17 protein-coding genes are annotated in these 18,358 nt (G+C 39.0%); 6 read left to right on the top strand and 11 right to left on the bottom strand.

Annotated elements, in window-relative coordinates:
- The 6 genes from BN6556_RS20350 to rbsK form a co-directional block, all read right to left on the bottom strand.
- Positions 1-1,347, bottom strand: a complete 1,347-nt coding sequence (locus tag BN6556_RS20350; RefSeq protein ID WP_066195693.1) for an ABC transporter substrate-binding protein — start codon at positions 1,345-1,347, stop codon at positions 1-3.
- 158 nt (positions 1,348-1,505) lie between these two features.
- Entirely contained in the window at positions 1,506-2,588 is a 1,083-nt protein-coding gene (locus BN6556_RS20345) for a glycoside hydrolase family 172 protein (protein ID WP_066195691.1), read from the bottom strand.
- An 84-nt stretch (positions 2,589-2,672) separates the two neighbouring features.
- Positions 2,673-3,767 carry a glycoside hydrolase family 172 protein gene (locus tag BN6556_RS20340; protein ID WP_066195688.1) on the bottom strand — a complete coding sequence of 365 codons (1,095 nt, stop codon included), beginning with the start codon at positions 3,765-3,767 and terminating at the stop codon, positions 2,673-2,675.
- 13 nt (positions 3,768-3,780) lie between these two features.
- Positions 3,781-4,371 (bottom strand): KpsF/GutQ family sugar-phosphate isomerase, encoded by a 591-nt coding sequence (locus tag BN6556_RS20335; protein WP_066195683.1) that lies wholly within the window; start codon positions 4,369-4,371, stop codon positions 3,781-3,783.
- Positions 4,372-4,394: 23 nt separating this feature from the next.
- Positions 4,395-5,390, bottom strand: a complete 996-nt coding sequence (locus BN6556_RS20330; RefSeq protein ID WP_066195680.1) for a LacI family DNA-binding transcriptional regulator — start codon at positions 5,388-5,390, stop codon at positions 4,395-4,397.
- Positions 5,391-5,549: 159 nt separating this feature from the next.
- A complete protein-coding gene (gene rbsK, locus BN6556_RS20325; protein ID WP_078060192.1) occupies positions 5,550-6,473 on the bottom strand; it encodes a ribokinase in 924 nt (307 codons plus the stop codon).
- A gap of 669 nt (positions 6,474-7,142) precedes the next feature.
- Here rbsK and BN6556_RS20320 point away from each other — a divergent pair.
- The 6 genes from BN6556_RS20320 to BN6556_RS20295 all read left to right on the top strand — a co-directional run bounded on the left by BN6556_RS20320 (position 7,143) and on the right by BN6556_RS20295 (position 14,042).
- Entirely contained in the window at positions 7,143-9,134 is a 1,992-nt protein-coding gene (locus BN6556_RS20320) for an ABC transporter substrate-binding protein (RefSeq protein WP_066195677.1), read from the top strand.
- Positions 9,135-9,207: 73 nt separating this feature from the next.
- Positions 9,208-10,206 carry an ABC transporter permease gene (locus BN6556_RS20315; RefSeq protein ID WP_066195675.1) on the top strand — a complete coding sequence of 333 codons (999 nt, stop codon included), beginning with the start codon at positions 9,208-9,210 and terminating at the stop codon, positions 10,204-10,206.
- 3 nt (positions 10,207-10,209) lie between these two features.
- Positions 10,210-11,388, top strand: a complete 1,179-nt coding sequence (locus tag BN6556_RS20310; RefSeq protein ID WP_078060191.1) for an ABC transporter permease — start codon at positions 10,210-10,212, stop codon at positions 11,386-11,388.
- 39 nt (positions 11,389-11,427) lie between these two features.
- On the top strand, positions 11,428-12,486 hold the full coding sequence (locus BN6556_RS20305) for an ABC transporter ATP-binding protein (RefSeq protein WP_066195672.1): 1,059 nt from the start codon (positions 11,428-11,430) through the stop codon (positions 12,484-12,486).
- On the top strand, positions 12,479-13,513 hold the full coding sequence (locus BN6556_RS20300) for an ABC transporter ATP-binding protein (protein WP_066195670.1): 1,035 nt from the start codon (positions 12,479-12,481) through the stop codon (positions 13,511-13,513). Before BN6556_RS20305 ends, BN6556_RS20300 begins: the two co-directional genes overlap by 8 nt.
- Positions 13,506-14,042 carry an HAD family hydrolase gene (locus BN6556_RS20295; RefSeq protein ID WP_066195668.1) on the top strand — a complete coding sequence of 179 codons (537 nt, stop codon included), beginning with the start codon at positions 13,506-13,508 and terminating at the stop codon, positions 14,040-14,042. The genes BN6556_RS20300 and BN6556_RS20295 overlap by 8 nt, the downstream gene beginning before the upstream one ends.
- Before the next feature lie 115 nt (positions 14,043-14,157).
- Here the strand turns inward: BN6556_RS20295 and BN6556_RS20290 are convergent, their stop codons facing one another.
- From BN6556_RS20290 to murQ, 5 genes are read right to left on the bottom strand one after another with little or no spacing between them, the layout of a single operon-like run.
- On the bottom strand, positions 14,158-15,312 hold the full coding sequence (locus BN6556_RS20290; RefSeq protein WP_066195666.1) for an anhydro-N-acetylmuramic acid kinase: 1,155 nt from the start codon (positions 15,310-15,312) through the stop codon (positions 14,158-14,160).
- A 29-nt stretch (positions 15,313-15,341) separates the two neighbouring features.
- Positions 15,342-16,301, bottom strand: coding sequence for a GNAT family N-acetyltransferase (locus BN6556_RS20285; RefSeq protein WP_235817559.1), 960 nt, complete (start codon positions 16,299-16,301; stop codon positions 15,342-15,344).
- Positions 16,292-17,242 (bottom strand): N-acetylglucosamine kinase, encoded by a 951-nt coding sequence (locus tag BN6556_RS20280; protein ID WP_066195663.1) that lies wholly within the window; start codon positions 17,240-17,242, stop codon positions 16,292-16,294. Before BN6556_RS20280 ends, BN6556_RS20285 begins: the two co-directional genes overlap by 10 nt.
- Before the next feature lie 9 nt (positions 17,243-17,251).
- Complete coding sequence (locus tag BN6556_RS22215) at positions 17,252-17,401, bottom strand: hypothetical protein (protein ID WP_161485731.1); 150 nt, start codon at positions 17,399-17,401, stop codon at positions 17,252-17,254.
- Between the two features lie 13 nt (positions 17,402-17,414).
- Positions 17,415-18,332, bottom strand: a complete 918-nt coding sequence (gene murQ / locus BN6556_RS20275; RefSeq protein WP_066195660.1) for an N-acetylmuramic acid 6-phosphate etherase — start codon at positions 18,330-18,332, stop codon at positions 17,415-17,417.
- Positions 18,333-18,358 lie beyond the last annotated feature (26 nt).

The following is an 18,358-nucleotide window of genomic DNA, read 5'->3' as shown; positions in this document are numbered from 1 at the left end:
CTAGTTCTGATTAATGGAAGCATTGATGTTTTCTGCCGCTTCTACTAAAGCCTCTTCGGGATCAGCACCTTCTGTTAAGACAGATTGAATGGCATTGTCGATATGATCTGCATAATAATTTTGATAAGGACTAATCCATGTTTGATCTAACCACTGATTATCGAATAGATCCTTTAGATACCCTAATTTTTCATCAAATTCCTCTTCCGAATCGATGCCAGGCACATCCGCCTCAGGCACTCCCGTTACATTTCTAAATGATTCTTCATCTTCTAATGAGCTTAATGCGGCTGGAGCTGCTACCCAAAGAGACTGCCAGTACACATCCAATTGTTCTTTTTCTGTCAAAAATTGAATCAGTTTCCATGCTTCATCTGGATGGTCGGAGTCTTTTGAAATTCCGAAAGAGGAAGACATCGACCTAGATACTTTCTCTTTTCCCTCCGGAAAGCTAGTAGCCTTGTAATTAAAATCTGGTGCAGCATTCTTTATGGATGGCGCCATCCATGTTCCATCAATATACATAGCCGCCTGTCTAGCTTGAAAATAGGCATCTGGGCCCATCTGCGCTTGATCACTAGTAGATGTCGTAAGTTGAAAATCAACCACTAGGTCACGCCAATATTCCAAAGCTTCAATGGATTCTGAACTATCCACTGTCGACACAGTTCCGTCTTCATTCCATATATTTCCGCCATTTGCTAATACAAAGTTCGCAAAATTATCTGCATTCCACCCCATAACAAAGCCGTAACGTTCTATATTACCGTTATTTCCTTTAATCGTTAGTTTTTCCGCATCTTCTAGCATTTGCTCCATCGTGTAATCATGATTCGGCTCCTCTAATCCCGCTTCGGCAAAGGCTTCCGGATCATAGTACAATACGGTTGAATTGGCATCTTGAGGGATCGCAAATGTTTGGTCATCTTTCTGCATGGACACCCACGAAGCTTCAGGGTAATTGTCCATATCCAAATTCTCGCTCTCGATGTAGTCATCTAACGGGATAAACATACCTCTGTTAATAAATTCTGGCACATTGACCCCCGGCGACCTCATGACATCAGGCAGATCATTGGCAGCCCCTAATGTAAGGTATCGGTCTCTTAACTCGTCATAGTGTAAAAATTCTACTTCTATATCTGGATTTTGCTCCTCAAATTCTGGTATATAAATATCTGTATATAACGCATTCTCAAAAGGCATTCCCCATACAGACAGACTTATCTGTACCTTGTCTCCACTTCCACCGCTTTCTTCTGAACTGCAAGCATAAAGAAAAGTCATTAAACACAAAATAACAGACAGGAAAATCATTTTTGTATAACTCTTTAACCCTCTATCCATTTTGAATCTCCTCTTTTCATTTTTTAATTGATCTACTATTTACTATTTTTTACATTATTTTTACCTTTTTCAACGTTTTGCTCTAACATAGGTAATCGTTTACACACCTCACGATAACTACCACACTCATAGTGATAGTTATCGATAGGTGCCAGTGCCTAAATAATCTCCAATCCATCCTTATCAGGCAGTGCAGGAAATGGCTGATGTGGATCACTTTGATACCAATAAGCCACCGAGGCAATATCATCTTGCAATGGTAAATACCTGCCTCCTGAACGCCAACCGAGGGCTTGGATGGTTACTTTTAACTCCTCTTCAAAACGAATCGGATCCATGATATGCCATCTGTACATGCCAAACCGTTGATTCGCTTGGTAGAGACCATCTGGTTTAATGACTTGCGGCATACCTAAATACGCGGTTGAAAAAGTGCCATATTCTCCTTTCGGCTGCTCAAAATTCCAAGCACCACCAAAATAATCTTCTGTGCCCGTCCCACAAATCGTAGGGTAATCCATGTCTCCATCCATGTAGAATTTTATTTCACCTTCACCCCACCAGCCGTTATTATTTACTTGCCATGCCATATACGTACCCACATAGTGCCCTTTTCCTTTGATACCATCTACAATCGTATGCACGTCCTTATAAGGCAATGGGTTGCTTCTGCGCCACTGTGCATGAAAATAGGCAACATCGTTTGGAATGGTCGTTAAACTGTAATCAATCTGATAATAGAGCGGGAATGTATCCTCACTTATGTTCTCCACAGTAATCTTAGCTGACTTCCTAAAAGGCATCTCCCAGTATGCATTCATGCCACCTGCTGGATTCACGGCAACAGGGATGGAATTTACATTACATCGTTCATTCCACCCATTGCAAAAGAAATCTCCGAATGGTACTTCTACGGATGGATGCTCTGCCCCATCCCAATACATCCTTATAATCAAAGACCTCCAGTGCGCAGGGAAGCATGTCATCCAAATATGCTGAATAACACCTGGACCTTCTATTTCGGCAATTACATACGTTTTGTTTGCGTCGATATCAATCGATGGTGACACTTTCCAACCCTGCCCTAAATCACGAGCACAGTTCGCACCGGTTCCTTCTGTAGCCATTCCGCCTTTTCCTTTGGCGCCATCCATATTTTCGGCACTGATGGATCTCGTTTTAGCATTTGATAATCGAGACAGATTGCCTAAACCCATTCCTAATCCGTTAAATTCACTCATATTACCATTCCTTTCTATTATTTATTGCATCGAAGCCTAAAAGTAAACCCTTACATTTCTCTTAATGATCATTTATTACCATTATTAATAATCAAAACATTTCTTCATATCTTCTGGATTAAATGGTAAGGTATCAGGCAGCGGCAAACGATTCTTTACTGGTAAAATAGGGGCAAAATCACAACCTGGTTTGGTTTGATACCAATAGGCCGTACTGGCATAATCATCACTTCTGTTGTTATTGTGTCCATGTTCAATCGTTACTTTAATCGATTGATCAAACATAATCGGATCTTGTATATGATATCGATAAGCCGAAATCTTGCCAGACCAGTTAGGCCCTCCACCTAAAATAATACCGTGATAAGGCGTGTTTTGTTCCTGCTGAGGACACCATGCCGTATTAAAATAGTCTTCCATGCCTGTTCCGTGCAAAGATGGCGGCCATGGCTCTCCATCTATAAAAATCATATCATCTCCTTCCCCATACCAGTTCCATTCTTGTGTAAAACGCAGGTTATGAATATTTAAGTTACAGCCAACATAGTGCCCTTTTCCTATAGTATCTAATAATACATAATTCTGTTCTCCAGTGGTGTTTTTACCACCAAAACTGTACAAGGCATTCGATATGTTTTCATCAACTCCCTGCGTTCGTTCCCGACGCCAAAGGGCATGGAATCTTAAGTCACTATCTATTTCCTGGTACTGTTCATAATCTACATAGAAATAAAACTTGATCGGTGCATCTGCATTGCTTTCGATTTCTATTCTCGCATTATTAGCAAATGGCATGGAAAAAAAGCAATTTAACGAACGTCCATCTTCCGGACTCATTTGTAAAGGGGCCGACCAAAAGTTTTTTGTAATACCATGCCCCATGCCAAAGAAATCACCAATTGGCGCCTGCACACTCGGACTTGTTTCCCCATCCCAATACATTCTAATTACCACTTTTCGATGTAAAAATGCTTCGATGTCATCATGTAAAGGCGCCATCGTCATCCAGATGTGCGTGATACATCCAGCACCTGTTAATTCACAGATATCTACTTTTTCACCAGGGTGAATCGCAAAGTAATCACGATTGCCACCGGTTGTATCATAGCTTGATGCCCTCTTTCGTTTCGCATCACGTTCGCGATATAAATCCCTCATCGACGTTCCCAAGAATGTCATTCGTTAACCTCCTTCATGATTGTGATAATTGTTTGCCTAGACTACCACCCGGATGATATAAATGAAAATCCTCTTTGGTAAACCTTCTCATCTCACAGAGTGCTACCGCAAGGGCGTCACCGATTACTAATACAATAGTAGAGCTGGTGGTAGGTGCTACCCCAATATGATCCGCTTCTTGCTCATATTGATAAGTAAGTGCATATTCGCAGGCCATTGCTAATGTCGATGATGCGTTAGAAGTAATGGCTATTTTTTCTGCTCCTATTTTCTCTAAAGATGGTAATAGGCTTAACACTTCCGAAGTCTCTCCACTATTGGAAATCAAGAGCACCACATCATCCTCTTCAATCATTCCCAAATCGCCATGCACCCCTTCTGTACTGTGCACAAAAAATGCCGGAGTTCCTGTACTTGCAAAGGAAGCAGCCATCTTTTTACCAATATGTCCTGACTTACCTACCCCTGTGATTACCACCTTTCCTTTACAGTTCTTTAATACATCGATAACAGGTTCATAATCCTGCCCCACCTGTTCCAACAAGATTTCGATGGCACGAGCTTCTATAGCAATTGCCTTTCGGATAAAATCTAAATTAGACATACAATCCTCCTTTCCAATTGACGTTATTTTTCCAGCTTCGGATTAAATACTTCCTGCGTAGGACCGTTGACATGCAGCACTAACCGGTCCAATATAATGTTTCCAACTTCTATGCCCATCTCGTAGGGGGACTGTTTCACACTAATTTTCCCTTCTGGATTGATCAACTGTGCTACTTCTGTTTCGCCATATGAAGCTAAAAACATATCTTCAGGTATTTTTAAATGTAACTTATCCAATTGAAGAATCACGCCGGTAGACATGGTGTTATTAAAAGACAAGATAGCGGTTGGCCTTTGCTGCAAGTTCATAAAGTAATCTACCGCACTTCTACCGTCTTCCACACTAAAGTCTCCATTAAAAATTAATTCATCATGTTGTGTCATCGCATAGTCTTCCATTGCTTTCTTATACCCTGAAAAACGTTCCGCACCAGTACTTACATTCAACGAACCATTTACCACCCCAATCCGTTTATGCTTTTGCTGTATCAGATAGCTGGTTAATTGATAAGCTCCTTCGAAGTTATTCTCTACAACAAAATCCATCTTTTCATTACCGGTTTCTAGTCTTCTATCTATCAAAATAACGGGTACATTGTTTTCATGGATACTGCTGATTAACTGCTCATTCCTGCCAGAGGTAGCTATAACAATCGTGTCTACACGATGTTCTAATAACAGCTTTAACTGTTTTTCTTCTTTATGGGGATTTTCATCACCACTCATAAATAAAAGATTATAGCCTTTTTCTTGTACGACATCCTCCATCCCTTTCGATATTTTCATAAAATAAGGGTTGGAGATATCTGGTATAATCACACCAATAAGATTTGTTTTATGCATCTTGAGGCTTTTGGCTATACTGTTTTGACGATAGTTCAGTTGCTTGGCTACTTTTAGAACCTTTTTTCGGTTATCATCACTTGCATAACCCCTGTTGCTTAATACTCTGGACACCGTTGCAGTGGATACTCCTGCTTCCTTTGCAATGTCTTTGATTGTTATATTTTTTTTCATGATAAACCGCCTTTTTCTGTAATCGATTACAGCTATAATAATATAAAATGCGGTTTTTTTCAATGTTCAATGTTCGTTGATCGATTATTTCCTAGTTTTAATCTCTAACCATTTATTAACTTTTAAAAATCATTGTTTTTTTGATAGCACCTCCTTTCATCAAACGCTTTCCTTTTGAGTTATAAATGCTTCTACCATATGGTTATATGGCAACGAAGGTATAGCTCCTGATTTTGTAACAGTCAATGCCCCTACCGCATTCGCATATCTAACGACCTCCTCTAATGGTTTTTTTCTAGCCAAGCCTACTGCTAATGCCCCGTTAAAAGCGTCACCAGCAGCCACAGAGTCTAAAGATTCTACATAAAAAGCAGGAATATGAGCGACTCCATTTTTATTGACGACTACAGCACCCTTATCTGCTAGTGTGATAATCACATTGGCTACTCCTTTATTCAATAGAAAACGCCCTGCTTGTTCGGCATCCTTTAAATTTTTTACAGATATGCCAGTTAGGATCTCCGCCTCTGATTCATTAGGGGTAAGATATGTGATTTTCCTTAACAAGGCATCACTCAGCTTTGCAGCTGGAGCAGGATTTAAAATAACAGGCGTTTGATATAAATATGCCCAATTAACAGCTTTTTCGATGAGGTCCATGTTCATTTCTAATTGCAAAATGATCATATCCGCCTCCTGGATTAAATCAGTAACTTCGTCCAATTCATCAGGACGGTATGTCGTATTAGCGCCAGGGACAACAATGATACGATTATCACCATGTTGATCTACTGTGACAGAACCAACCCCTGTAGGATGGATAGGGTCTCTTAGCATATAATCCGTATTGACACCTTCTTCTTGTAGCGTTCTAATTGCCTCATGGCCAAATTCATCTACACCTAGTTTGCCAATCATCGTGACTTTTTCGCCTAGACGCGAAACAGTTACAGCCTGATTTGCCCCTTTTCCACCCGGATATCTTGCAAAGCTATCACCGATGACCGTTTCCCCGTTTTCTGGTGCTCTCGGCGCCCTGACCACTAGATCCATCATAAAACTTCCGATCACTAAAATACTCAATGATATCTACTTCCTTTACATTGGAATAAAAAACTAACTTAAATGTGTAATCGTTCTCACATTTTTATTAAAAAAACTCTATTTATTATAGGTAATACCTATTCAACAGATAATAAATAGACAATATCTTCATGGCAGGAATCAAATAAAGAATCAGTAAACGATTACAGATATCATACTATATAATTTTTGTAATAGCAAGAGTTTTTTTTACAATTATATTTATTTGTTTTTGGGTGTAGCGTGCTTTCTGCGATTAATGCTGTTCAGTGACAGTGAACTCAATCACTTTCTCATTTTTTGTTCATGTGAACATGCAGTGTTACTGTATATCAGATTTTATTTTTACCCTATGCAATTTATCTTTTATGGTCTAACTGTGTTATATCGTCTTGTCGATCTTTACCGTATTTATAACCTATATGCATGCCTTTCAATTGATAAAATTGTGAAGTAAGTATTTTTAAACAATTAATAGAGTTAATCAATATTTCCCCTTCTAATCCTCAACATGTATTCATAACTTAAAATAATAATACATTTTCTTGTTTAATTCTTTAATTATATTTTTTCTGGAGTTTTTCAATAAGCGCATTCTTAAAGGGAGGTGAAGGTGGTCATTATATATTTCAACTTGCATTTATTAAGTTCAAAGGGGAGGGAAAATAAGTGAGGAAAACTGGCTTAGTTGGTATGTTTTTATTGTTATCTTTATTTTTGACAGCATGTTTTAATAACTCTACAGGAGAAGTAACCAGCGAAAACAACGTTGGTAATTCTGCAGAAGAAAATATAGACAGTAATATTCTTGAACTTAACTCGATAACAGTTGAGGAAATACAAGATTTTGCAGAAGCTCCGGAGTTGTCTGAACTTGTGGAATCAGGTGAATTACCTAAGGTTGAAGAGAGGCTGCCAAAAAAAGGGGATATCATGATAGAGCCTATTGAAGAAAGTATTGGACAATATGGAGGAGACCTTATCACATCGTGGGAGGGAGCCGATTCTAAATGGACAGTTGGTAAACCTACTGAGGAAGCGCTTTTTCGCTTTAATGAAGAAGGTGATGACATTGAACCAAATGTAGCAAAAGGTTACGACGTTAATGACGATGCCACCGAGTACACCATTTATTTACGTGAAGGAATGAAGTGGTCAGATGGAGAACCTTTCACTACAGATGATGTCATATTTTATTGGGAGCACATGCTAAAAAAAGAAACTTTCGGTAAATCAGTGTACGATGCCTACTACACAGTTGATCCTGAATCAGGTGAAAGACACATAGCTGAGGTGACTAAAGAGGATGATTATACATTTAAGGTTACACACTCGTTTCCAAGTCCAAATTTTCTAAAACGTCTGGCAATCGATAACAAGTGGTTTTTTGCGCCAGAACATTTCCACAAGACTATTCTACCGGAATTTGTTGGGGAAGAGGAAGCAGAAACGATTGCAAAAAACTGGGGATACTCTGATGTGAAATCATTATTATCAGAAACAGGGTATTATTATTGGATGAATGAGGAAATACCTACCCTGCGCCCTTGGGTGGCAAGTAACGATCCTCATAGTGAAGAGTTTATCATGAAGCGAAATCCTTATTATTGGAAAATAGATCCGGAAGGAAAACAATTACCATATGTTGATAACTTCATTGCATCAAAGATACAAGATCCTAGTCAAGCTGTGCTTGGAGTATTAGGTGGAGACATCAACATTGGCACCTTTGAAATAGGAAATTTCACCGTATTAAAAGAAAATGAGCAACAGGGAGACTACCGTGTTTTGACATGGCCTACTGTTGGTTTATCTAGCACTACTATTCAACTAAATCAAACAACACAAGATGACAACCTCAGAGAATTAGTGCAAGACATAAAATTTAGAGAAGCTTTATCCTTCGCAGTGGATAGAGGACAAATCTCAGAAATTGCAACAAATGGAATTGCAGAACCTAATCAAGCAGCAGTACCAGAGGGTGTGGTAGGTTACCAAGAAGGTTGGGAACAACAATGGGCTGAATACGACACGGAAAAAGCAGAACAACTTTTAGACGAGATTGGAATTACAGAACGAAATAACAACGGATTCAGACTTTATGACGATGGATCTGTGGTCACGATAACCATCATGGAACCAAATCAAGATAATTCTGAATTTCTTGAATTAATTAAAGATGCCTATGAAAATATTGGAATTAAAGTGAACCTGAATTATGTAGATGAAGGCACTTTCCAAGATAGAAAATATAGCAACCAAGTAGATGCGACTACTGAAAATCCAATGGTAGTTAATGTAGCCTTACGTCCAGAAGTGCTAATTCCCCTACGTGTGCTTGTTCCCTGGCAAGGCGATTATGGTTTATATCGAGAGAGTGACGGAGAAAAAGGGACAAAACCAGAAGGTGATGTTGCTAAATTACTAGAATATTGGGATAACATAATAGCCTCTACTAGCGAGGAAGAAGCAAGTGAATGGGCAGATGAAATATACAAGTTGCATATGAAAAACCAGTGGATTCTTGGCTATTCGGGTCCTACACCGCATTTAATAGTGGCAACAAATAAGTTACACAATGTACCTGAACAAAGAATGTTTGCTGATGAATTTAGAGATCTGGGGCACGGTCATCCAGCACAATTTTATTTCTCAGAATGATACTTCCAAATAGATAAGTGAGGAAGTCACTCTTCACTTATCTAAAATCACTTATAAAAGGATAGGTTGCATTATGTTTCAATATATTATTAGAAGAGTACTTTTAGTAATACCAGTGTTGATTTGTGTATCCATGATCGTTTTCTTTGTTATTCAATTACCACCTGGTGATTATGTAACACATTATGCAGCGCAAATGTCTGCTCAGGGAGAAAATATGACACAGGCTGAAATAGAAACAATGAGAGCAGACTTAGGTCTAGATAAACATTGGGTAGTTCAATACTTTTTGTGGATGAAAGATATTCTTCTTCATTTTGATTTTGGACATTCATTTAATTATAACGAACCAGTTACTAGTGTAATTGATAGATACATGGCTCTCACATTAATCGTATCGCTTACAACGATGGCTTTTACTTACCTAGTAGCCATTCCTATTGGTATTTATACAGCGGTAAAACAATATTCTTTGTCTGATTATTTATTCTCTGCGATTAGTTTTATTGGTATGGCTACGCCTAACTTTTTATTTGCAATAATATTGATGTATTATTCATATGTCAATTTCGGCGACCCTCTACTAGGTCTTTTTTCCAGCGAATATGAGAATGCCCCTTGGACTTGGGAAAAAATCCAAGATTTAATGAAACATATGATCATACCAATAATCGTTATCGGTACTGCCAGCACTGCGGAATTGACCAGAGTAATGAGAGGGCAAATGTTAGATGAGTTAAACAAACCTAATGTGGTAACAGCAAGATCAAAAGGAGTTTCAGAAAGAAAAATATTATTGAAATATCCCACAAGAGCTGCCTTAAATCCTGTAGTAAGTACGTTTGGATGGACTTTATCAAATATATTTACTGGATCCACGATTACAGCTATTGTATTAAATTTACCTATTCAAGGACCAGTAATGTACAATGCTTTACTCGGTCAGGATATGTACTTAGCTGGTACGTGGTTATTATTCATGGCAGTACTGACAGTACTTGGCACGTTAATATCGGACATCCTATTAGCTTGGTTAGATCCTAAGATTCGAACTGAAATTAAAGGACTGTGATCTATGAGAAAATCCAATTTTTTTAATAAATTAAGAAAAAGGATAAACCAACACAAAAACAATGAGGCCCATGAATTTGTTGTAGAAAAGAAGAAGAATAAAGAATATTATAGCTCTCAATGGAATCTAATTTGGAAAAAATTAAGAAAACATAAACTCGCTAGAATTAGTCTCCTTTTATTAGCTTTATTTTATGTAGGGGCTATATTCGCGGGTTTTCTTGCACCTCAAGGTACACAGCAATATGATAGTGATTATTCAAACGCTCCACCAATGTCTATTCATTTCTTTGATGAGGAAGGTAATTTTCATTTAAGGCCATTTGTATATGGTTTAACCTCAGAACGCGATCCAGAAACATTAAGAAAGAACTTTATCCAAGATAAAAGCACTAAATATCCCATTCATTTTTTTGTTGAAGGCCCTGAGTATAAACTATTTGGTCTGATTAAAAGTGATATTCATTTATTTGGTGTAGAAGAACCTGGGCAAATCTTCATACTAGGGACAGACGGTATGGGAAGGGATCTGTTTTCTCGTTTAATATTAGGCAGCCAAGTATCCTTAAGTATTCCTTTAGTAGGGGTGGCTATAAGTCTCATTCTAGGCTTCATCATAGGTGGTATTTCAGGTTACTTTGGAAAATGGGTGGATGTGATTATTCAAAGAGTTATAGAAATCTTTCGATCATTCCCCACATTACCATTATGGATGGCACTGTCAGCAGCTATTCCACCTGATATTCCAGTGGTTCAAATGTATCTATATATTGTTATTATCATAGCTTTTATTGAATGGACAGGTTTAGCCAGAGTTGTTCGAGGTCAATTCATGTCGTTAAAAAATGAAGAATATGTGTTGGCAGCAAAAATTGCAGGTGTGAAAAATTCAAAAATAATTATAAAACACTTACTTCCTGGAATATTTAGTTACCTAATAGTAGCTATTACCTTAGCCATTCCCGCCATGATTTTAGCAGAAACAGCTATGAGCTTTTTAGGATTAGGCATTCGCTCACCAGCAACCAGTTGGGGAGTTTTACTACAAGAAGCGCAAGAAATTAATAACGTAGCATTGTACCCATGGAAACTAATCCCATTGTTTTTTGTTATCTTATCCGTTCTATGCTTTAATTTTTTTGGTGACGGATTACGAGATGCAGCAGACCCTTATAAAAAGTAATGTTAAGTTGAAACAAATAATGATTAAGCGAGGGATAGTATGGATGTAAAAGAAAAAGTGGTCAAAGAAGACAACCATTCTCCACTGCTGTCTGTAGAGGATCTGAAAATAACCATTCAACAAGATGATTATGAATTAAACGCAGTAGATGGGGTAGATTTTCAATTGAAAAAAGGGAAAACTTTAGGACTAGTTGGAGAATCAGGTTGTGGAAAAAGTTTAACAAGCCGATCTATTATGCAATTAAACCCGAAAGTATGTGAAACTACTGGGAAAATTTTATATAAATCAAAAAAAGATAAATCTTTAAATAATATTGACATCTTAAGTTTAAAATCAACCGGAAAAAAAATACGAAATATAAGAGGAAAGCGAGTTTCGATGATTTTTCAAGAACCTATGACAGCTTTATCACCATTATATACTATTGGTAATCAAATAATGGAAAATATTTTAATACATCGAACAAAGAATAAAAAGAAGGCTAAAGAAATAGCGTTGGATATGCTACGAAAAGTGGGTATATCCAATGAAGAAAAAAGATTCAATCAATATCCACATGAATTTTCTGGAGGTATGAGACAACGAGTAATGATTGCTATGGCGTTAGCTTGTAATCCGGAATTATTAATAGCCGATGAACCCACTACTGCTCTAGATGTGACCATTCAAGCCCAAGTAATGGAATTAATGAAAGAGTTACAAAAAGAATTTGAGATGGCGATTCTCCTCGTAACGCATGATTTGGGCGTCATCGCAGAAATGTGTGATGAAGTTGCGGTAATGTATTTAGGTAAAATCGTGGAAAAGGCACCAGTAAAAGAAATATTCAACAATCCCAAACATCCCTACACCATTGGATTAATTAAATCAATGCCTCGACTGGGAGGAAATAAAAATCAAAGGTTAACATCTATTGAAGGAACTGTCCCACTAGCCATTAACATGAGAAATAAGTGTGGCTTCTATGACCGATGTATTCATCGTATTGAAGGGCTGTGTGATGCGCAAAGCGTTCCTAATTATCAAGTTAGTTCCGACCACGAAACAAGATGTTTTCTTTATAAACCTGAAACAAAGGAGGATCACGATGGCTAAAGAGATCCTTAATGTGAAAAATATAGATAAAGAATTTAAAGCAAAATCCACAAAATTATTCAGCAGACCTAAGCCAATAAAAGTCTTAAAAGATATATCCTTTGATTTATACGAGGGAGAAACATTAAGTATTGTTGGAGAATCGGGTTGTGGTAAAACTACCTTAGGTAGATGTATAGTCAAAGGTATAGATGCAACTTCAGGAGTGGTAAACTACCATGCAGAAAAGAATGAAAAAGTGGATTATTTGAATATGAATCGGGAAGAGTATAAAAAATATAGAAAAGATATTCAAATGATTTTTCAAGACCCTTACTCGTCACTCAGCCCTAGAATGAGTGTATACGATATTATTGCTGAACCGCTCATTACAAATTTTAATTTAACTAAGAATGAAGCAAATGAAAAAGTGGCAAACATCGCAGAGAAAGTTGGATTGAATGTTAATTATTTAAAACGTTATCCTCATGCTTTTTCTGGTGGACAAAGACAACGGATTGCAATTGCAAGGGCACTGATCACACAACCTAAAGTCATTGTTTGTGATGAAGCAGTCTCAGCATTAGATGTATCGATTCAAGCTCAAATTATTAATTTGTTAATTGATTTGCAAAAAGAATTTGGAATCACCTATATTTTTATCTCTCATGACCTATCAGTAGTTCAAACGATTTCGGATAAAGTTGTGGTAATGCATTTAGGAAAAATAGTAGAAATGGCGTCCGTAGAGGAAATTTTTAATCATCCAAAACATCCTTATACAGAGGCATTGTTGTCGGCAGTACCAATCCCAGATCCTAACGTTGAGAAGGAAAGAATAATTCTTGAAGGAGAAGTACCAAATCCTGCAAATCCTCCATCAGGCTGTGAATTTCATCCAAGGTGTCCATATAAGACAGATAAATGCACTATAGATATTCCAAATTTAGCGCAAATAGGTGAAGATCAAGAACATTTTTCAGCTTGTCATTATGCAAATGAATTAAAACTCAAAGGGGCGAGAATAGAAGATGCCACAAATGAATAACCAAAAAAAGAAACTAATTATTTTTTTAGATTGTGGAGATACTCTTATTGACGAAGGTACAGAAATTCGTAATAATGATGGTATTGTCATAAAAGCTGAATTAATACCTGGTGCTGGCGACACGGTAAAGAAGTTAGCTGAGGAAGGCTTTACATTATGTATGGTAGCTGATGGTAATGCCCAATCTTTTAAAAACATGATGTTAGACCATAAGTTATACGATTATTTTACGTCTATGATTTATTCCGAGAACGTAAAAGCATTAAAGCCGAGCGCTAGAATGTTTAAAGCCGCGATAGGAGCGTTAGATTTAATGGAAAAAGATATCCCGAGAATTATTATGGTAGGGAATAATTTAAAGAGAGATATAGCAGGAGCTAATAGACTAGGAATAACATCTGTACATTTAACCTGGACGACACGTTATGATAAACAGCCGCAGGAGAAGGACGAGGTACCAGATTATACAATTAGCAAGCCGACAGAGCTCATCGATCTAGCGACAAAATTAAATAAAGAGTTAAGTTAGTCGAATTTTTCAATTTGTCATTTGGGTCTGGAATAAATCAAAACTAAACCTACACCGACGTATAAGTAAAATCGATGTAGGTTCTTTTAATTCTTATTTACTTTTCTGAGGCTATCTACCAAGCCACCTTCCCCATCACCACCCCATGTGCTGCACCAGTAGCTGTTGGGATCGTATTACATCTTTTATGTAAACATTGATAACCTAAGATAGCAAAAGCGACGGCTTCCTTAGAGTCGGCACTGACTTGTTCATCCTTAACAGCGTGCACCTGTATCGGGTCGGCAAGGTTGGCTAGTTGTTTCATTAACGTTTGATTATGGACGCCTCCTCCACTTACAATAACCTCATCTACTTCGTCATGTTTCTTGACTGCCTCCATGATTGTGACAGCGGTTAGTTCAGTAATCGTAGCTAAACGATCGATTTCACGAATCCCTCGTTGTTGTCCTTTTTCCCATAGTTTATCTGCGTACGCTTCGCCAAAGTCTTCACGCCCTGTTGTCTTTGGTATTGATTGCTGATAATAATCATGTTCCAATAATGTTGCTAACCAAGATGGCTCGACCTTACCAGTAGCCGCAAGCCTGCCGCCTTTATCATAGGTTTGTACATGGTTGGTGACTCGTTTGGTAAAGGCGTCTATCAGCATATTTCCAGGACCGGTATCATAGGCCAATACTTGTTCTTGCGTCGCACCTTTTGGCAGGAAGGTGATGTTGGCAATGCCGCCTATATTTAAGAGTACTCTGGTTACTGTCGAACTAGCATAAAGCATATAATCCACATAAGGGACTAATGGCGCCCCTTGCCCGCCAGCTGCGATATCTCTGGTTCTAAAATCACCGACCGTGGTAATCCCTGTCTTTTCCGCTACCACACCAATATCTCCAATTTGTAAAGTGGAAGGCACATGACAAGGCACCTTGTCTGTTACATTCGGTTCATGATAAATCGTTTGACCGTGTGAACCTATCAAGCTTACCTCTTTCTTGTTCAAACCCTCTGATTGGATCAAGCTAATAGCCGCATCAGCAAATAATTCGCCAAGATACATATTCATGCTGGAGATGCGTTCTATTGTAGCACTATCCGGATGACAAAGCTGTAAAAGTTCGCCCTTCACATCCTCCCTATAGTTGGTCGACTGATATCCGACTTGTTCCACTCGCAGGGATCCGTCCATCTCTGTTATTTTTACCAAAGCTGCGTCTATTCCGTCTAACGATGTTCCAGACATTAAACCAATAGCATAATGAGAAACTACCATATACATGTCCCACCCTTTATCATGTTTCCCTACTCGTTAACCTTTTTATAAGAAACATATTTCTTCCATGGCTGATATCCTAACTTTTGATAAAAAGAAACCAGCCCTGTCCAATCAATAACAATATGATCAATGCCTCGATTTCGTAAAGCTTGAATACCTGCTTCGACAATGGCCAGTCCGAAGCCTTGACCTCTTTCCTTTGCGTCCACACCTAAGGGACCAACGCCTCCTAGTTCTTGGTCAAACAATGGGTCCCAGTAGACATTTTGTGCAATATACGGAGATTGCGCATCATTTACACGGCAAAAACCGATGATCTGATCTGCTTTTTTTAGAATGACAAACTCTCTTCCAGTACCACCCTTTTCAAAATAATGCATCGCCTCATATTCCCAACGTCCTGGGAAGCATCGATGTAAAAAGTCGAGAAAGGCCTGCTTATCTGATCGTTCTAATAATTGAAACGACATCTCTTCTCGTGACTTGTCAAAAGCCTGCACTTTCCAGTCATCCGAATAGGATTGAAGCAAATCATATTCCTCACCTTGACCGATATAACCTGCTTTCTCGAACCACTTGATCGTTTGCTGATCTTCAGCAGGAATGCCCGGAAAATAATGATAGGGATCTCTTCCTAACAATATCTGCTGTATACCGGTTGCCTGCAAACGCTCTTCTGCATGCGCTAACAATTTGCCACCTATACCTTGTTGACGGTACTCCTGATCCACCAATAATACTTGAATCCAGCCGGTATCTTTTGGCATCGCGACATCCAGCTTTTCCTGCCAATACTTTGCGATCACCATTCCGATCACACAATTTTCTTCATTGACTGCCAACCTGGAAGCTTGAAAACTAATATTCTGATCATCCAAACTATTTTGTTGAAATAAGGATTGTCTCATTGGAAAAGCAGGTAGGTTATCATTCCATAGTGTGAGCATATCGGTCATCCGCTCTTGATCTATCGCTATCAATCGCACGATGTATCCCCCTCTCGATTATTTAATGCTGCCATAACGGCCCCGTAGACAGGCGCTGCTTCTAGTATTGTCAGTTCCAGCATTGGCTTATGTCCATCTATTACCTGTCTTATGGCATCTTCCAACAAATCGAAGCGCTTAAATATACTGCCGGCCAGCACAACTGGGATCGCTTGATTTTTTGGATGATTGGCAAATAATTGTTGTGCTAGTTGAAGTACGCTCTGGCCTATGTAAGCTCCATTTCGGTCGATGATTGCTTGTGCAATGGGATCTGCCTCTTCTGCAGCGCGAAAAACGGTTTTGGCAAGCGTTGCAATTTCTTCTTTCGGATTGGTTGCCTGATAAATAAGTGGAATCATATCTGGTATATGACTTATTTGAAATTGTTGACGGACTATATCGTAAAGCAAGGTTGGTGGACCAACTTGATCATGCACAGCAAAAACAGCCTTCAATGCCTCATGTCCCAAACGATAACCACTGCCCCTTTCCCCGATAAAATGCCCCCAACCACCTACTCTCTGGCGTTTTCCTGTTTCATTAATTGCATAGGTAATCGAGCCAGTGCCTGATATTTGTACGATTCCGGGATTGCCCTCTGTACCTGCATATAAAGCGATCAACGCATCATGATCTACTGTCACCTGCATAGAAGCCGGCACAAGTGATATCAATACGGTTCTTATCTGTTGTTGCGCATCTGGATGACCAGCACCAGATACTCCTGCATATAGAGCAGTCACCTGCTGATAAGCATCTAGGTGCGATTGTTTTAGGTCACTTAGTACGATCTGCAGCGTCTGCTTTAACTGAGCAGGTGTGACAATATTGGGATTAGAAGCACCCGCAACAGCTCTAGCTACCTCTGTTCCTTCCTTATCGGCCAGCACAGCTATTGTTTTTGTACCGCCACCATCGATTCCTATCACATATTTCATAGCCTTCCCTCACTTATTCTTTCGTTTTTGATAGGCTTGCGTCTTTTCTTGCTGCTGTTTCAGTTCACCAACGGCATCTCTTGTGGCATCTAAATATTGAACGGTAGGCTCATATTGTGAGGAAGCTACACACATAAAGATAATATCAATTACTACCACCCGTTTTTAATTTTTAGGTATCGTTATCAGAGGTCGCGCGAGTAATGGCATATCGCACAAATCCATCTGCTTGATGAAGTAATTCTTTCGCCTCTTCATAATTAACATTTGCTTTTATCATGACAATAGCAGGCTTCACCTCTAATTGTGCTTTTTCCAATGTTGCTGCAGCTTCTTCCAGCGACACTTCTGTTACGGCAGCAATAATATGCTTTGCGCGTTCCTTTAGCTTATAGTTACTCACCTTGACATCGACCATCAAATTTTGATAAATCTTACCGGCTTGGATCATCGTGGTGGTGGTCAGCATGTTTAACACCATCTTGTGTGCGGTTGCTGCCTTTAATCTTGTAGAGCCTGTTAACACTTCAGGTCCTGTCACCACATCTATTTTGATATCAGCGTATTGACTTATCTTGGCGTTTTTATTACTGCTCAAACTGATCGTTTTTGCACCGAGTTCCTGCGCATGCTTTAGCGCCCCTGCCACATACGGCGTTCTTCCGCTAGCGGCAATACCTACTACTACATCCAGTTCTGTTAACCCTCGCTCCTCCAAATCAGCCGCTCCTAAGGCAGGATTATCCTCTGCCCCCTCAACTGCTTTCATGATGGCCTGATCTCCTCCAGCAATCATCCCTTGTACTAGATCGGGTGGTGTACCAAACGTAGGCGGACATTCTACCGCATCCAGGATACCGATACGTCCGCTTGTACCTGCCCCTACATAGAGCAGTCTTCCTCCCTTGGTAAATGCTGCACTAACTATTTCCACCGCTTCTGCAATCTCAGGCAGTACCCTTTCCACACTTTTAGCAACACTTTGGTCCTCCTGATTAAATATTTTCAATATGTCATATGTGCTCATATGATCGATTTCCATTGTGCTCTCATTACGCTGTTCTGTCGTTAACGTTGTCAATATTTCCATGGTATCATCACCTACTTATATAGAAG

Origin of the sequence: Gracilibacillus timonensis, assembly GCF_900086715.1 — a bacterium.
Lineage (GTDB): Bacteria > Bacillota > Bacilli > Bacillales > Amphibacillaceae > Gracilibacillus > Gracilibacillus timonensis.
Note: the sequence above shows the minus strand (reverse complement) of the source record. Positions and strands in the feature narration are given on the sequence as shown.

Bases quoted from the DNA above. Each gene is read 5' to 3' on its own strand.
- BN6556_RS20350 (WP_066195693.1), bottom strand. From the start codon at position 1,347: ATGGATAGAGGGTTAAAGAGTTATACAAAAATGATTTTCCTGTCTGTT.
- BN6556_RS20345 (WP_066195691.1), bottom strand. From the start codon at position 2,588: ATGAGTGAATTTAACGGATTAGGAATGGGTTTAGGCAATCTGTCTCGA.
- BN6556_RS20340 (WP_066195688.1), bottom strand. From the start codon at position 3,767: ATGACATTCTTGGGAACGTCGATGAGGGATTTATATCGCGAACGTGAT.
- BN6556_RS20335 (WP_066195683.1), bottom strand. From the start codon at position 4,371: ATGTCTAATTTAGATTTTATCCGAAAGGCAATTGCTATAGAAGCTCGT.
- BN6556_RS20330 (WP_066195680.1), bottom strand. From the start codon at position 5,390: ATGAAAAAAAATATAACAATCAAAGACATTGCAAAGGAAGCAGGAGTA.
- BN6556_RS20315 (WP_066195675.1), top strand. From the start codon at position 9,208: ATGTTTCAATATATTATTAGAAGAGTACTTTTAGTAATACCAGTGTTG.
- BN6556_RS20310 (WP_078060191.1), top strand. From the start codon at position 10,210: ATGAGAAAATCCAATTTTTTTAATAAATTAAGAAAAAGGATAAACCAA.
- BN6556_RS20305 (WP_066195672.1), top strand. From the start codon at position 11,428: ATGGATGTAAAAGAAAAAGTGGTCAAAGAAGACAACCATTCTCCACTG.
- BN6556_RS20300 (WP_066195670.1), top strand. From the start codon at position 12,479: ATGGCTAAAGAGATCCTTAATGTGAAAAATATAGATAAAGAATTTAAA.
- BN6556_RS20295 (WP_066195668.1), top strand. From the start codon at position 13,506: ATGAATAACCAAAAAAAGAAACTAATTATTTTTTTAGATTGTGGAGAT.
- BN6556_RS20290 (WP_066195666.1), bottom strand. From the start codon at position 15,312: ATGGTAGTTTCTCATTATGCTATTGGTTTAATGTCTGGAACATCGTTA.
- BN6556_RS20280 (WP_066195663.1), bottom strand. From the start codon at position 17,242: ATGAAATATGTGATAGGAATCGATGGTGGCGGTACAAAAACAATAGCT.
- murQ (WP_066195660.1), bottom strand. From the start codon at position 18,332: ATGGAAATATTGACAACGTTAACGACAGAACAGCGTAATGAGAGCACA.